This window comes from Serratia sp. LACPHL-BACT-2024-00286, from assembly GCF_043109535.1.
Taxonomy (GTDB): Bacteria; Pseudomonadota; Gammaproteobacteria; order Enterobacterales; family Enterobacteriaceae; genus Serratia; species Serratia sarumanii.
In genome coordinates this window covers 114833-129534 of record NZ_JBICNA010000001.1, presented here as the reverse complement: position 1 = coordinate 129534, position 14702 = coordinate 114833, and the positions used below count along the sequence as shown (strand labels likewise).

The window sequence follows — 14702 nt, the reverse complement described above, 5'->3', positions numbered from 1 at the left end:
TATTTCCGACGACCCGCAAGGAGTGGCTGATGACGCCTCTGATCCACACTCTGCTCGACGAGATTTGGCAAAGCCTGGGGCAACGCCCCGCGCCCTGCGACCGGTTAACCGTAAGCGGTACCGGCGCATTGCCTTCGGCTTTTCCCGTGACCGAATTGGCGACCGCCGCCTGGAGCGCCGCCGGTTTGGCCTGCGCCGAGTTGCTTCGCCGCGAGGCAGCCGATGCGCCGCAGGTCTGGATCGATCAACGCCTGGCCTCGCTCTGGTTCGGCTGGACGCTGCGCCCGCTGGGTTGGACGCTGCCTGCGGCCTGGGACGCCCTGGCCGGCGACTACGCGACGGCGGACGGCTGGATACGCCTGCACACCAATGCGCCGCACCATCGGCGGGCGGTGGAACAGGTGCTGGGCCCGGCACCGGACAAAGGCGCGCTGGCGGAACGCGTGCTGGGCTGGAAAAAAAACGAGCTGGAGGAAGCGGTGATCGAGGCCGGCGGCTGCGCGGCCCAAATGCGCTCGGCGGCCGCGTGGCGACAACATATTCAGGGCAAGAGCGTGGCGCTCGAACCGCTGATCCACGCCTCGCTGCAGCCGGAAGCACCGCCGCCGGGCTGGACGTTGCCCGTCGCCCGGCCGCTGCACGGCGTGCGGGTGCTGGATCTGACGCGCATTCTCGCCGGGCCGATCGCCACCCGTTTTCTCGCCGGTTTGGGCGCCGACGTGCTGCGCATCGATCCCTACGGTTGGGATGAGCCCGGCGTCGAGCACGAGGTAATGCTGGGCAAACGCAGCGCGCGCCTCAACCTGACCAATGCGCACGATCGCCACACGTTTGAACATCTGCTGAGGAACGCCGACGTGATCGTGCACGGCTACCGTGCCGGTGCGCTGGAGAAGTTGGGCTATGGCGCGGAGGAAAGGCGCGCGCTGGCGCCGGGTCTGATAGACGTCTGCCTGAATGCCTACGGCTGGAGCGGACCGTGGCGCACCCGGCGCGGTTTCGACAGCCTGGTGCAGATGAGCTGCGGGCTGGCGGAGGCGGGCATGGTTTGGCGCAGCGCCAGTTTGCCGGTGCCGCTGCCGGTACAGGCGCTGGACCACGCCACCGGCTATTTGATGGCGGCGGCGGTGCTGACCGGAATGGCGCAGCGCCTAAGCCGCGGCACCGGCTACCACGCGCGGCTGTCGCTGGCGCGCACGGCGCAACTGCTGCTGGCGCATCCCTGTTCGGCAGATTATCGGCCGGAGCCGCTGGCGCCGGCCGGAACCGCCGACGAGAACCCGGAAACGGAACTGACTTACTGGGGCGCCGCGCAACGCCTGCGCGCCCCGTTAAGCCTGCAGGGTACGGCGCTGCAATGGGCGTTGCCGGCGACCACGCTCGGCACCTCACAGCCGGAGTGGCTGCGCCGTTAAACCGCCGCCAACTGTTGCTGCAGCCATTGCAGCAAGCGTGTGACCGCTGGCGTCAGCCCGGCGGTCTGCGGCCACACCAGATAAACGTCGTCCTCGCTCAGGCGACAGGGCGCAGCCAGCGCCACCAGTCGCCCCGCGTCGATCGCATCCTGCACCAGCAGCTTTTTCGCCAGCGCGATGCCGAACCCCTGCTCCGCGGCGCGAATCAACAACCCGGCATCGTTGAACACCGCCTGTTGCCGCCCGCACAGCGAGCGCCCTTGCGCATTGAACCAGTCGCGCCACGGGCTGACGTCGTGCTCCAGCAAGGGAACGTCGCCGCCGTTCTCGAATGCCGTTCCCCACTGACGCGCCATATCCGGCGAGGCGACCGGCAGCACGTCGCCCGACGCGATGCGCTGCGCCTGCAGCCCCGCCCACTGGCCGCTGCCAATGCGGATCGCCGCATCGAACCCGCGCTGCGACAGATCCTGCAACGCCAGCGAGGCATCGATATCCAGCGCAATATCGGCGCAGGCTGCATGAAATGCCGGCAAACGCGGCAACAGCCAGTAATGGGCAAAAGACGGCAGCACGCTGATGCGCAGCGTCTGGCTCGCCGCCAAGCGCCGGGCGCGGGCGACGCCCTGCTGCAGCGCCTGCAGCGCCGGCTCTACCGCCGCCAGCAACTCTTTCCCGGCGGCATTCAGGCGCACACCGCGCCCGCGCCGTTCAAACAGCGGGTAGCCCACCGCCTGCTCCAGCAGCTGAATTTGCTGACTGACCGCGCCATGCGTCAAATGCACCTGCTGCGCCGTGGCGCGCAAATTCTCCAACCTGGCGGCGATAGCAAAGGTCGGCAAGACATGCAGCGGGAGACGTTCATTCATCATTGGTTAACCAGGCTAGCCAAAAAGGCTATTTTTCATCGATTTTTGCCCGCAGGCAAATGTTCTATGTTTACCCCATCATCCCTGACGCTTTCGGAGCCGCCATGCACCCGCGTTTACAACAGGATCTTGCACAGTTTCCGCAGATCCTCGATCACACCCGCCAGTTGGCGGAAGATTTTCTGGCCGGGCTGCAGCAACGCTCAGTCTGCCCACCGCTCGCGCAACAGCAGCTGCAACCCGGTGACGATCGGCTGGCGGAAAACGGCGAAGGCGCCCTGGCGGCGCTGGATGACTTTTGGCAACGTTATCAGGCGGGCATTTCCGCCAGCGCCGGCCCGCGTTATTTTGGCTTCGTCACCGGCGGGGGCACGCCGGCGGCGGTCGCGGCAGACTGGCTGGTTAGCGTGACAGACCAAAATAGCCAACTCAGCCATGATACGATCGCCGCGGCGATCGAGCTGGCCGCGGTGACGCAGTTGAAATCCCTGCTGGGCCTGCCGGAAGCGTTCAGCGGCAGCCTGGTCAGCGGCGCCACCATGGCCAATTTCGCCGGGCTGGCCATTGGCCGGCAGTGGCTGGGGCAACAGCACGGCGTGGATATCGCCCAACAGGGCCTGGCGGCGCTCGGCCCCGTCCGGGTGCTGGCAGCCAACCCGCATTCCAGCAGCGTGAAGGCGCTCAGCATGCTCGGCATCGGCCGCGACGCGCTGACGACCGTCGCCAGCCTGCCGGACTCAGAAGCCATGGATATGGCGGCGCTGGAGCGACAGCTCGCCGCCGGCGCAGGCCAGCCAACGCTGGTGCTGGCCAGCGCCGGCACGGTCAACACCGTCGCTTTCGACGATCTGCCGCGTCTGCTGGCGCTGCGGGAGCGCTATCCGTTCTGGCTGCATGTCGATGCGGCATTCGGCGGCGTGGCGGCCTGCTCGCCGCTATACGCCCCAAGGCTCGAGGGCTGGCAGCATGCCGATTCCATCACCGTCGATGCGCACAAATGGCTGAACGTGCCTTATGACAGCGCGATCCAATTTACCCGCCACCTGGATCTGCAGATGCAGGTATTTCAGAACCATTCGGCTTACCTGGAAGCGCCGACGCCGCGGCCGGACAACTATCTGCACCTGACGCCGGAAAATTCGCGCCGCTTTCGCGCCCTGCCGCTTTGGCTAACGCTTAAAGCCTATGGCCGCAGCGGCATACGGGATATCGTCGAGCGCAATGTCCGATTGGCGCAGGCGCTGGGCGCGGCGTTAGCGGCCGACGACGGCTTCCATCTGCTGGCGCCGGTGAATTTGAACGTGGTGTGCTTCGCGCTCAGTCACCCGCAGGGCGACAGCGAAGCGGCGCGCGATCGCTTTCTCGATCGCCTTAACCGGCACGGCGTGGTGCGTTGCACCCCGACGAGCTATCACCATCAGCCGGGGATCCGCGCCGCGCTGGTCAACTGGATGACGGAGGAACAGGACATCAGGCTGGCGCTGGACTCGCTGCGCCATTGCCTGGCGGAAACGGCCTAATGCACGCGGCGCATTACTCGCGTCGGAAGGCCTGCAATTGCCGTGCTTGCCGCCCGTCATCGCCGATGTTATCCGGCGATAGCCAGGCGGCAAACGCCGCGCGCCGCGCCGGCCATTCTCCGTCGACGATCGACAGCCAGTCGGTGTCGCGCGTGCGTCCTTTGACGACGACGGCCTGGCGGAACGTGCCTTCATAGCGGAAACCCAGGCGCTCGGCTGCCTGGCGTGAAGGCAGATTGAGGCTATCGCATTTCCATTCGCAACGCCGGTAACCAAGATCGTCGAACAGGTGCCGCAGCATCAGGAAGATCGCCTCGCTGCCCAGCGCACTGCGCTTCATCAGCGGCGACCAGTTGATGGTGCCCAGTTCGGCCACGCCGTTGGCGGGATCGATGCGCAAAAAAGCGCAGGTTCCTACCGCGCGCCCGTTCGCCCGATCGATCACCACCATCGTATTTCTGTCTGCGCTGGACGCCTGCGCCTGGAGATAACGTTGGAAATCTGCGCGCGACTGCGGGCGTTCCCAAAACAGATAGGTCCAGTCGCGATCGTCCTCGGCGGTTTGATAAGCCTGATAAAGCGCATCCCCCCAGCGCTCGAGGTTAAGCGGTTCCAGGCGGCAAAACCGCCCTTGCAGTGGCGTGTGGCCGGGCATGCCTGCCGGCTGCCAATGAGGGAGGGCTTCACCTATCGGCTGCCCATACTGATTCCGTCTCACCGCGGCATCCTGTTTTTTGAAAGGTGGAGAGGCAAGTTAAAACCAACGCGGGCCAGAGACAACTCCGACCTGCCATTCCTCCCCGGGGATCGGGCAGCAGGATGATAGTTTAGAAAAATCACTCAATCACCGTTAAACATTCACGAAAACTATTTCATGTGAAATAAATATCCAGATAACTCATTGTAAAACGGTGATTTATAGCAACAATTAAGCTACACATTCCAGCCAGAATGTTAACTTCTGTTTGTTGTTATGATAAAAAAAGGCGTGCTTATCATTTGCGCGAAAAGAAAAAAACACCGCAAGACAATGATTTTTATATGTAAAAATGCAAAGCATTCAGGGCGAGTGTTTTTTCACCGCTCAAGAAACGCGCTGAAATACCTCAAAAAAACGACACATGAATTTTTTTTAAGACTTTTCCTAGCAAACTAAAATTTTGTTTCGTGACATGATGAACAGATTCACGGCAAGCAATGCAGACAGGCTCGGGCGCCAAGCGCAAATCAGGCTCAACATGCCGAAGCTGGACGAACAGCAGATCGCTCTGACTTAAGCCAAACTTATAGATTCATGCAATTAATAAGTTTAGTATGAAAATATCATTGAGTGACGTCGTGTTTATTGATAGAACACTCGCTACACTGAATTATTGCTCCATTTTGCCTTTCGGCTTTTTAGGCTTTTTCTCATATTACCGCAGTAAAACGGATTTAAGTGGGGGTGCGATATGCCAACGATCATCATGGATTCATGTAGCTATACCAGATTGGGATTAACCGACTATCTGACTTCGCATGGCGTGAAGAAACGCCATATTAATGCCATCGAGGACATTGACAGCCTGCACGAAAAATGCAGCAAGTTGAATCCCAGCTTGGTGTTTATTAACGAGGACTGCTTCATCCACGAAGCGAACGCCACCGAGCGAATAAAACGGGTGATTTCACTGCACCCGGATACGTTATTCTTCATCTTCATGGCCATTACCAACGTACATTTCGACGATTATTTATATGTTCGCAAGAACGTCATCATATCGTCAAAATCCATCAAACCAGAGACTATGAATCAGCTACTTAGTCACTATCTCGAGAGAACGTCCCTACGGGCGGAGAAATCCTCTCTGGATCAAACGCCGGTAACGCTGAGCCAGACCGAATCGAACATGTTACGCATGTGGATGTCCGGTCAAGGCACCATCCAGATATCAGACCAGATGCAAATAAAGGCCAAAACGGTCTCTTCCCACAAAGGAAACATCAAGCGGAAAATAAAGACGCACAACAAGCAGATCATTTACCACGTTGTTCGTCTGACCGATACCTTGACCAGTGGAATATTTGTCAATAGCCGTTAAACCACAGAGAAGGCCCCCACTCTGTTTTGCCAGCCGTTAAATACCTGGTGATAATGTCATCTGGATATCAGATGCTGGCGCCCTTAAAAGAATACCTGCTGCGTTATCCCCCGCTAGCGCAACGGGTATTTTTTTGTCATCGATAAAAAGAATCTTACCGCTATGAAATAATCTCAAAACGGACAATTTCATTAGCAAATTAATGAGATTAGCCGAAGTTACTGCCCATGCTCGCGACAGGGCTCCACAAACGTGCCGTCACGGCTGTCGATTTCATTAAAAAACCATACGCCCGCCGGGTAGTCGTCAAGAGAAACCAGATACATGGTGCCTTCGTTGAACACCTCTACGGCCAAAATGATGCCTTCACGCCGCGGGCCGCCGTCTGTTTTTACCGTCACTCGATCGTTAACCTGCATACCATTCCCCATTATTTGCGATTGCCGTCAGTGTATTACAAAACCGAGGGCGATGGACACCGCCCTAGCCCTGCCGGCCTCTGCTATCAGCGTAGCAGCCGCCTGGATTTTCACTTTCTTAACGGTTTGGCCGCAGAATCTTAAACCAGTCTCGCGTAGCCTGTCTTCAGGCGTTTCCCCCCCAGAGAAGCGCTCGCAAATGAAGAAGTAACAAGGAACTTTTGCCCGCTGACTTGCGGGCTTTTTTTCGCACCGCCGAATTTCAGACACAAAAAAACCCGCCGCAGCGGGTTTTTTTCAATCAGCGCCAGGCGCCAATTAGATAGCGGTAACGTTAGCCGCAGATGGACCTTTCGCACCGTTCTCGATAGAGAACTGTACGTTCTGGCCTTCAGCCAGGGTCTTGAAGCCTTGATCCTGGATAGCAGAGAAGTGTACGAATACGTCTTTGCTGCCGTCTGCTGGAGTGATGAAACCAAAACCTTTAGCTTCGTTGAACCACTTCACTTGACCTTTGATCATGTTAGACATGTCTAATTCCTTCAATAATAAATGTAAGCCGCCATGGGCGAGGTAGCCGGTCATCAGTTACTTATGGAGGCACTGGAAAGGAAATTCGTCAGAGAAGGGCTATCCGGGATAACGCTTTAAATTTGAACTACTTTACTCAAAATGTCGTGCATAAATAGGTCTGTACCACAGGCCGACATCATTAACTCACGAGCGCGCGGCAATAGCAACCTTTTTCGCCGCGATGGGGCGCTAATCTCGGCTAAACGCACAGGATTTGACCCCGTCTGCCGATGGAATCGCCGCCTGGCTCGCCCGTAACGCCCAAGGCAAATGATAGTAATTCTCGTTCTGCTGTTTTATAGTTGCCTGACGAAATCATTCAGGGAGAGTCACCATGCCGAGATGGCTTACATTGCCGGCCGCCAGTGCCATTCTGCTGGCCTTTGCCGCTTGCAGCGCCCCGTTGGGCGCGCTGGAGCTGAATTATCATCCGCCTGAACCCAGCATCACCCCCGCCCCCAAAACTGCGCCGGAGCCGGGGCCGGCCCCCAAAGCGGAAAAACCGCCGATTGCCTGGGCAGAGGCGAGAGATAAAAGCGGTTTTCGCGTCGATATCGAGTGCGATCATCCAGGCTGCAGCAAACCACGCGCCAAACCTTATCCCGCGTATGAAGGCCCGGTGAAGAAAACCGATCGCCGCCGCCAGTCCGATCCTTATTCCACCAATCAGGATCCCGATTACAACATTCAGTTGGGCTATGAGTGGTAGCGGCGCTTTCGGAGTAATACCTATATCAGCCGCCTTTGCCGCTGCATAGAATAGCGTCAGTTCACCACTCCTCCTGGTGTTGAACACAACAAGCTGTGTTGCAAATCTTTATGCGCCTCCCTATAGGCGCTTTTTTTTTGCCTCGCCCTCACAGCGTCTTCCCGATTACAGATTGCTCTCATTGCCCCGCAGAGTGATCAATGTCACAAATACGCCTCCTTGCCATTCTTATTCGGAGGTAACGTTCATGGCCACAGGATCCCTTGCCCTCCTGGCCGTCTTGGCCGGCATTGCGGGCTTCGCCCTCTATAAACATTTAAAATCTCAGAAAAAAAGCACACTCATCCGCCCGTACGATCGGTAACCAACAACGCGCTTTCACCGCGAAGGCCCGGCACAACGCACGCCGCGCCTTCGCGGGCTGTCATGCTTTCATCACAAAATTGTCACACTATGGCCATATGATAATTCGCGTTTATCCGCTCTGGCTTAACACCAAGGATTTCGCCCATGACCATAATTAAAGCTGCAAACCATCAGGAAGCAGAAAAACTCATCCGCGCCGGCACCGCCAAGAAAATCGAACTGGCCTACGATATCGGCAGCGACGACTTCTTCCAGCTTGCCAGCCTGTGGTGCGATAAAGGCGCCAAGATCTCCAAAGGAAAAGACCACTTCATCGTCTCGTTGAAAGGGTTCCGCATCCCCCCTAACGATTGATGCCCTGCCGCCCATCGCGGCGGCTTCGCCCCTTCCTCGCAAAACCGCTCTATTCGACCACGCGCGCCTTATTCGATTTCGCTAAGCTAACAGCAGACTTTATTGCGGACGTTTCGCCCGATAGCCACGTCCGCCACGATGAGGAGAGTGACCATGTCAACAAATGCAGCGCTGCCCGGCACGATGAAAGCGATTGAAATCAGCCAGCCGGGCGCCCCCGAGGTTCTGGTCGTCGCTGAACGCCCGGTGCCGGTTCCGCAAGCGGGCCAACTTCTGGTGAAAATCGCCGCCGCCGGCGTTAACCGCCCCGACGTGCTGCAGCGCCAGGGGAACTATGCGCCGCCGCCCGGCGCCTCGGATATCCCCGGCCTGGAAATTGCCGGCGAAGTGGTGGCCACTGGGGAAGGCGTGACCCGCTTCGCGCCCGGCGATCGGGTTTGCGCCCTCATCGCCGGCGGCGGCTATGCCGAATACTGCACCGTGCATGAAAGCAATGCGCTGCCCGTTCCGGCGGGCCTGAGCCTGACCGAGGCCGCCGCGCTGCCGGAAACCTTCTTTACCGTCTGGGTCAACGTGTTCCAGCGCGGCCACCTCAAGGCCGGCGAGACCGTGTTGATCCATGGCGGCACCTCCGGCATCGGCACGGTCGCCACCATGCTGGCGAAGGCCTTCTGCGCTCAGGTGATCACCACCGTCGGCTCCGAAGAGAAACGACAGGCCAGCCTGGCGCTGGGCGCCGACGTGGCGATTAATTACCGCAGCGAAGACTTTGTCGCACGCACCAAAGACGCCACCAACGGTAAAGGCGCCGACGTGATCGTCGACCTGATCGCCGGCGATTATGTAGCCAAAAACTATCAGGCCGCGGCGATGGAAGGCCGCATCGTGCAAATCGGCACGCAAAACGGCGTGGTGAAAGAGCTCAATCTGATGCCGCTGCTGTTGAAACGCCTGACCCATACCGGTTCGACGCTGCGTTCGCGCAGCGTGGCGGACAAAGCGCAGATCGCCGCCGAGCTGCGCGAGAAGGTTTGGCCGCTGCTGGAGCGCGGCGTGCTGAAGCCGCAAATTTTTAAAACCTTCCCGCTTGAGCAGGCCGCCGCCGCGCATGCGCTGATGGAGTCCAGCGAGCACATCGGCAAGATCATGTTGACGTTCTGACCTCATTCCCCGCGGCCGGTGCTGCGGGGAAACCGATGCCACGCTCAGGGGATGATGCCGCGACGGCGGAACTCATCGAACAGCGAGAAAAACATGGCTTCGGTTTCGACGAACTGATGGAAACCGAAGCGCCGCGCCTTGCTGCCGTCCGCGAACATGTCATAGTCCCAGGAAAAGACGAAATCGGCGAAGCGCCAGCCGGCCACCGCGCGATAGTCCGGTTCGGCCAATTGGTGCCGCTGCACCAGCTCGCGCCACAGCGGCGCTTTGTCCGCCATCATGCTCTCCAGCGGCATCGGCAGCGGCGGCGCACATTCCAGCCCAAAGTAAGCGGCGATTTTCGGCCACATCTCGCTCCAGCGAAACAGATCGCCGTTGTTGATATTAAACGCCTGATTGGCCGCCGCCGGCTCGGTCGCCGCCCACAGCGTGGCGCGCGCCAACAGCCCGGCATCGGTCATTTCCAGCAGGCTGTGGTAAGCGCCCGGTTTACCGGGGAAGCGCAGCGGCAACCCGAGCGCTTTGCTGATCGACGCGTAAACCGCGATGCTTAACGCCAGATTCATCGGATTGCCGAGGGAGAAGCCCCCCACCACGCTCGGGCGAATGGCGCTCCAGCGCCAGCGCTTGCCGGCCTGCCGCTGCGCCAGATACTGTTGCTGCGCCACGTTAAACTCCGGCGGCATATGCCCGGCGTCGCTTTCGCGCGCCGGCGTTTTAAACGGCCCCAAATGCGCGCCATACACCTTATAGCCCTGCATCAGACTGATGTGCTCCAACGCCGGTGCGGCCGGCTCCAGCCCCTCGACAACGTGTTGCAACATCTGCAGGTTCGGCGCCACCAGCCCCGCCCAGTCCGGCGCATCCTGATAGGCGGCATAGAAAACGTGGCTAATCGCGCTCAGCGGCCGCAGCGCGTCGCGCGTCGCCGCCGCATCCAGCAGATCAACCTGCAGGTGGCGCACCCCCGGCGCCGGTTGTCCACCCCGACGTGAAACGCCCACCACTTGCCAGCCCTGGCCGGTCAACTCCTCAATCAATCGGCGCCCAATCACGCCATTGGCGCCGATCACCAATGCCTGTCGCTTTGCATTCATCTTGCCACTCCTCAGGTTGTCGATGCCCTGAGTGTTATTGATTAGCGATGCTTGCGGTAGCGCCGAATTAGCACTAACACTTATAAGAAAAATCTATAGGCAAGATCGACATGGATAAACTGAGCGCAATGAAAACCTTTATGCGGGTAGCGGAACTGGGCAGCCTGTCGGCCGCCGCTCGCGATCTGCGTTTGACGCAGCCGGCGGTCAGTCAGCAAATCGCTGCCCTGGAGCAGCGACTGGGAGCCCAGCTGCTGTTTCGCAGCACCCGGGCGGTCACCCTGACCGATGCCGGCAGCGGTTATTATCAGCGCCTCAAACCGATTCTGGCGGCGGTCGACGAAGCGGAAGAAGCGCTGCACGGCCAGCGCCACCAGTTGCAGGGCAATCTGCGCATTCACGCCCCGACCGGGTTCGGGCAGTTGCACGTCACACCGCTGGCCATCGCTTTCCAGCAGCGTCATCCGAACCTCGCCATCGAGCTGCTGCTGGACGATCGCCTCGCCGACGTGATCGGCGAAGGCATCGACGTGGCGCTGCGTTTCGGTGAACTGCATGCGCCCGGCATGGTGGCGAAACGTTTGGGCGAGCTGCAACGCCTGCTGGTGGCGTCACCGGCCTATCTGGCCAGGCATGGCACGCCGCGTTTCCCGGCGGAGTTGGCGAAACATGCGCACATTCGTTACAGCGGCCTGAACGACGGCGATACGCTCACCCTGTTCGGCCCGCACGGCCCCGAGACGGTTGCTCTGCGGCCCACGTTCCGCGCCAACAATACGCTATCGCTGCTGGCCGCCATTGAGGCTGGGGCCGGCATCGGCGGCGCTCAACGGCCTTTAATCGCCGAACAGCTGGCGACGGGGGCATTGGTGCCCGTTTTGCCGGAATACCGCTACCCGCCTATGGCGCTGCACGCGGTCTATCCCGCCTTGCGTTTTATTCCGGAGAAAGTGCGCGCCTGGGTGGCACATCTGCAGCAGGCGTTGACGACGATCGAGGGGATCAGCGGAGTGAATGCCCCCGGCCAGACGCCGGGAGCCTAATCATTATTTGAACAGTTTACCGACCATGTCGCCCAGCTCGTTGCTGTCTTGCTGCACTTCACCGTTTGGCGAGGCGGCATCGGTGACCGTTGGCAAGAACTGTGCAATGGTGCTGGACGCCTGAGCCGGATCGATACCCAGCTTTTCAGCCAGTTGGTTGATGGCGTCGCTACCCAACGCCTGCTGTACGTGATCGCCGGTAATCGGCTGATTTTCGCCATTGCCGAGCCAGGAACCGACGATATCGCCGAACTGCCCCTGACGGAATTTGTCCAAAATAGCCTGCAGGCCGCCTTGTTGCTCGACCCACTGCATAATGGCGATGTAGTCGATGCCTTTGCCGTTGGCGCCGCCGCCCAGAATGTTACCCAATACGCTATCGAACAGACCCATGATATTCCCCTTTCAGCGAGTGCGGACTGCGCCGCGCCGCCGGATTGATTTCACGAAAAAGGGCCGCCGCGGCGACCCTGTTGAGCAATGGCTGCTTAGCCTTTGATCTTCCTGTAGACAAAAAGCACCACCAGGGCGCCGATTACTGCCACCACAAAGCTGCCCAGGTTAAAACCGTCAACGCGGCCCATACCGAAGAAGGTGCTGATATAGCCGCCGACTACGGCGCCCACGACCCCCAATATAACGGTCACAATAAAGCCGCCGCCGTCTTTGCCCGGCATAATCCACTTGGCCAGGATACCGGCGATTAAACCAAAAATGATCCAGGAAATGATGCCCATCTTTACTCTCCCTATTACCTTTTGCCTAACAGAAATCCTATTACCAGGCCCACGACGGCGCCGGCGCCTATCCCCGCCCAAGGGTTATCCTTGATGCAGGCACATGATTGCTCGAGCGCTGCCTTTACGCCGCTGCGCACTTCGCAGGCGGTGGTTTTCACGTAGTCGCTCGGTTGCTCAACACCGTTTAGATCGTCATTTTCATATGACATGTCAAATCCTTACAGACCAACCCTCTGAGAATCTCGTCACATGTTTCGCGCCAGGCGCCGTCCGCTCCGCGATCTTGCTCTGGGCAACCTGCCCGCTGCCGCTCAATGCAGAGGCGTACGGCGACAAACGCATAACTTCACACTATGACTATAGTAAAAAATCAGCGGTTTACCCATTTCCGTCCGTCTGAATTTCACCGTACAAAAAACGATCTGATTTCATCCTGCTGTCATCTCGCGAGGCTAAACTTTAAACAAATCCTCCTGGAGGAAACGCCGATGTTCAATGCCCCTTTTGTCCTGATTCTCGCGCTACTGTACGCACTGGCCGCCGTTTGGGACGGTTCCGCTGCGTTATTGTTTCATTAAGGTTACATAGCAGTTGTCACTTTTGCGATGCGCTTAATTGTGTCTTTATTTTTCAATTTCGCCAGTCGTTTGAAATAGCTTAAAATATCTGCCATTCCCTCGGTAAAAATCCTATCTCCCCCCGTTTTTCGCCTGCGCTTAACTAAAGCGTAAAAAAAGCATTAATGGAAAATCCTATTTAGCTCAGAATGTTCTACCATTCGCTCTATGAAAATTTGGGTTAAGGTCCCATTGGAAAAACAAGGAATCACAGGAAAATGCTTTCTAACCAACGCTTTGAGCGCGAATTCTTGCGCCCTCGTTATTGGTTGCTGTGGATAGGGCTGGGAATACTCTATCTCTTGGTATTACTGCCCTACCCGCTGATTTATCGACTCGGACACGGCCTTGGCAGAATAGCCATGCGCCTGATGAAACGCCGGGTAAAAATAGCGCGCCGCAATTTAGAGCTCTGCTTCCCCGCAATGCCCACCGCCGAGCGCGAGGCGCTGATCGTCAAAAATTTTGAGTCCGTCGGTATGGGCCTGTTCGAAGTCGGCATGGCCTGGTTCTGGCCCGACTGGCGCATCGCCCGCTGGTTCAAGGTGAGCGGCATGGAAAACATGCGGCTGGCGCGTCAGGGCGGCAAAGGCGTTCTGCTGATCGGTCTGCATTTTCTGACGCTGGAACTGGGCGCGCGCATTTTCGGCATGCAAAACCCCGGCATCGGCGTGCATCGCCCGCACAACAACAGGCTGATGGAGTGGGTACAAACACGCGGCCGGCTGCGCTCGAATAAATTCATGCTCGATCGTAAAGATATCAAAGGCATGATCCGCAACCTGAAACAGGGCGAAATCCTGTGGTACGCGCCGGATCACGATTACGGCCCGCAAAGCAGCGTGTTCGCGCCGCTCTTCGCCGTGGAAAACGCCGCCACGACCACCGGAACCTTTATCCTGGCGCGCATGGGGCGGCCGTCGATCGTGCCTTTCGTGCCGCGCCGCCTGCCAGATGCTCAGGGCTATGAGCTGATCGTGCAGCCGCCGTTGACGGACTTCCCGCTGGATGATGAAACGCGCGCGGCGGCCAAGATGAACCGCGTGGTGGAAGAACAGGTGCTGCTGGCCCCCGATCAGTACATGTGGCTGCACCGCCGCTTTAAAACCCGCCCAGCCGGCGAGCCGTCGCTGTATTGACCGCCCTTGCGCCTTCGCCCGTCATGCCGGCGGCGAAGGCGCACTCACCTCGCACAAGCATTCTGCGCCAGGGGAACTACACTAATAAGTCACCGACGGCAATTATTGCCGCCAGCAACCATTTCTTCCTGCCCGAGGGCCGGTCGTTGCCTGTCGAGCCACAACCGAGGTCAATGTCATGCTGGTACAACCCTATCTGTTTTTCAGCGGTAACTGTGAGCAAGCGATTAACTTCTACGAACAGCAGTTGAATGCCAAAATTGAAATGGTCATGCGCTATAAAGACATGCCCGAAGAAGCCCGGCAAGACGGGCCGCAGGACGTCAATCCGGAGGCGATCATGCATGCGCGCCTGCTGATCGGCGACGGCGTACTGATGGCCTCCGACGGCTGCCCGCAAGATGACGGCGGCGGCGCTTCTCATAAAGGCTTCTCGCTGTCGCTGAACCCCAGCGATGCGGAACAAGGACGCAAACTGTTCGACAATCTGGCGCAGGGCGGCCAGGTGACGATGCCTTACCAAGCCACCTTTTGGGCCAAAGGCTTTGGCATGCTGACCGACAAATTCGGCGTCAACTGGATGATTAACGTCGAATAAC

General features: G+C 58.8%; 17 protein-coding genes. 9 read left to right on the top strand and 8 right to left on the bottom strand.

Annotated features, from left to right (window positions below):
• Positions 1 to 29 precede the first annotated feature (29 nt).
• Complete coding sequence (locus tag ACF8MC_RS00645) at positions 30 to 1415, top strand: CoA transferase (protein WP_164104859.1); 1386 nt, start codon at positions 30 to 32, stop codon at positions 1413 to 1415.
• Here the strand turns inward: ACF8MC_RS00645 and ACF8MC_RS00640 are convergent.
• Positions 1412 to 2287, bottom strand: a complete 876-nt coding sequence (locus ACF8MC_RS00640) for a LysR substrate-binding domain-containing protein (protein ID WP_033653588.1) — start codon at positions 2285 to 2287, stop codon at positions 1412 to 1414. The two genes, ACF8MC_RS00645 and ACF8MC_RS00640, sit on opposite strands and share 4 nt — an antisense overlap.
• A 101-nt stretch (positions 2288 to 2388) precedes the next feature.
• Here ACF8MC_RS00640 and ACF8MC_RS00635 point away from each other — a divergent pair, with 101 nt between their 5' ends.
• Positions 2389 to 3804: a pyridoxal-dependent decarboxylase gene (locus ACF8MC_RS00635; protein WP_103798399.1), complete on the top strand. Its 1416-nt coding sequence runs from the start codon at positions 2389 to 2391 to the stop codon at positions 3802 to 3804.
• 13 nt (positions 3805 to 3817) lie between these two features.
• Here the strand turns inward: ACF8MC_RS00635 and ACF8MC_RS00630 are convergent, their stop codons facing one another.
• Entirely contained in the window at positions 3818 to 4459 is a 642-nt protein-coding gene (locus tag ACF8MC_RS00630) for a GNAT family N-acetyltransferase (RefSeq protein ID WP_077791457.1), read from the bottom strand.
• A 796-nt stretch (positions 4460 to 5255) separates the two neighbouring features.
• On the opposite strand from ACF8MC_RS00630, the gene rcsA reads away from it, so the two are divergent.
• Positions 5256 to 5885, top strand: a complete 630-nt coding sequence (gene rcsA / locus ACF8MC_RS00625) for a transcriptional regulator RcsA (RefSeq protein WP_033635078.1) — start codon at positions 5256 to 5258, stop codon at positions 5883 to 5885.
• A gap of 218 nt (positions 5886 to 6103) precedes the next feature.
• On the opposite strand, the gene dsrB is transcribed toward rcsA, so the two are convergent.
• Both dsrB and cspE read right to left on the bottom strand, forming a co-directional pair.
• Positions 6104 to 6304 carry a protein DsrB gene (dsrB, locus tag ACF8MC_RS00620; protein ID WP_033635079.1) on the bottom strand — a complete coding sequence of 67 codons (201 nt, stop codon included), beginning with the start codon at positions 6302 to 6304 and terminating at the stop codon, positions 6104 to 6106.
• Between the two features lie 318 nt (positions 6305 to 6622).
• Complete coding sequence (gene cspE / locus ACF8MC_RS00615) at positions 6623 to 6835, bottom strand: transcription antiterminator/RNA stability regulator CspE (RefSeq protein WP_004935122.1); 213 nt, start codon at positions 6833 to 6835, stop codon at positions 6623 to 6625.
• A gap of 376 nt (positions 6836 to 7211) precedes the next feature.
• Between cspE and ACF8MC_RS00610 the strand changes: the two genes are divergently transcribed.
• From ACF8MC_RS00610 to ACF8MC_RS00600, 3 genes are all read left to right on the top strand, one after another.
• A complete protein-coding gene (locus ACF8MC_RS00610; RefSeq protein WP_039565400.1) occupies positions 7212 to 7586 on the top strand; it encodes a hypothetical protein in 375 nt (124 codons plus the stop codon).
• 510 nt (positions 7587 to 8096) lie between these two features.
• The gene (locus ACF8MC_RS00605; protein WP_033647847.1) at positions 8097 to 8306 is read left to right on the top strand and encodes a hypothetical protein; all 210 of its coding nucleotides are present in this window, start codon (positions 8097 to 8099) and stop codon (positions 8304 to 8306) included.
• Positions 8307 to 8459: 153 nt separating this feature from the next.
• Positions 8460 to 9467: an NAD(P)H-quinone oxidoreductase gene (locus ACF8MC_RS00600; protein WP_033647848.1), complete on the top strand. Its 1008-nt coding sequence runs from the start codon at positions 8460 to 8462 to the stop codon at positions 9465 to 9467.
• A 44-nt stretch (positions 9468 to 9511) separates the two neighbouring features.
• On the opposite strand, the gene ACF8MC_RS00595 is transcribed toward ACF8MC_RS00600, so the two are convergent.
• The gene (locus ACF8MC_RS00595) at positions 9512 to 10564 is read right to left on the bottom strand and encodes an SDR family oxidoreductase (RefSeq protein WP_033653584.1); all 1053 of its coding nucleotides are present in this window, start codon (positions 10562 to 10564) and stop codon (positions 9512 to 9514) included.
• A 110-nt stretch (positions 10565 to 10674) separates the two neighbouring features.
• Here ACF8MC_RS00595 and ACF8MC_RS00590 point away from each other — a divergent pair, with 110 nt between their 5' ends.
• On the top strand, positions 10675 to 11607 hold the full coding sequence (locus ACF8MC_RS00590; RefSeq protein WP_164104860.1) for a LysR family transcriptional regulator: 933 nt from the start codon (positions 10675 to 10677) through the stop codon (positions 11605 to 11607).
• 3 nt (positions 11608 to 11610) lie between these two features.
• Here ACF8MC_RS00590 and ACF8MC_RS00585 read toward each other — a convergent pair whose 3' ends face one another.
• From ACF8MC_RS00585 to ACF8MC_RS00575, 3 genes are all read right to left on the bottom strand, one after another.
• Positions 11611 to 12000 carry a YidB family protein gene (locus tag ACF8MC_RS00585; protein ID WP_033635085.1) on the bottom strand — a complete coding sequence of 130 codons (390 nt, stop codon included), beginning with the start codon at positions 11998 to 12000 and terminating at the stop codon, positions 11611 to 11613.
• Positions 12001 to 12095: 95 nt separating this feature from the next.
• Positions 12096 to 12344 (bottom strand): GlsB/YeaQ/YmgE family stress response membrane protein, encoded by a 249-nt coding sequence (locus ACF8MC_RS00580; RefSeq protein ID WP_033635086.1) that lies wholly within the window; start codon positions 12342 to 12344, stop codon positions 12096 to 12098.
• Between the two features lie 14 nt (positions 12345 to 12358).
• Positions 12359 to 12556, bottom strand: coding sequence for a YqjD family protein (locus tag ACF8MC_RS00575; protein ID WP_033635087.1), 198 nt, complete (start codon positions 12554 to 12556; stop codon positions 12359 to 12361).
• 626 nt (positions 12557 to 13182) lie between these two features.
• On the opposite strand from ACF8MC_RS00575, the gene ACF8MC_RS00570 reads away from it, so the two are divergent.
• Both ACF8MC_RS00570 and yjdN read left to right on the top strand, forming a co-directional pair.
• The gene (locus ACF8MC_RS00570) at positions 13183 to 14103 is read left to right on the top strand and encodes a Kdo(2)-lipid IV(A) acyltransferase (RefSeq protein WP_041035716.1); all 921 of its coding nucleotides are present in this window, start codon (positions 13183 to 13185) and stop codon (positions 14101 to 14103) included.
• A gap of 178 nt (positions 14104 to 14281) precedes the next feature.
• Positions 14282 to 14701: a VOC family metalloprotein YjdN gene (gene yjdN / locus ACF8MC_RS00565; protein ID WP_033635089.1), complete on the top strand. Its 420-nt coding sequence runs from the start codon at positions 14282 to 14284 to the stop codon at positions 14699 to 14701.
• The last annotated feature ends 1 nt before the right edge of the window (position 14702 follow it).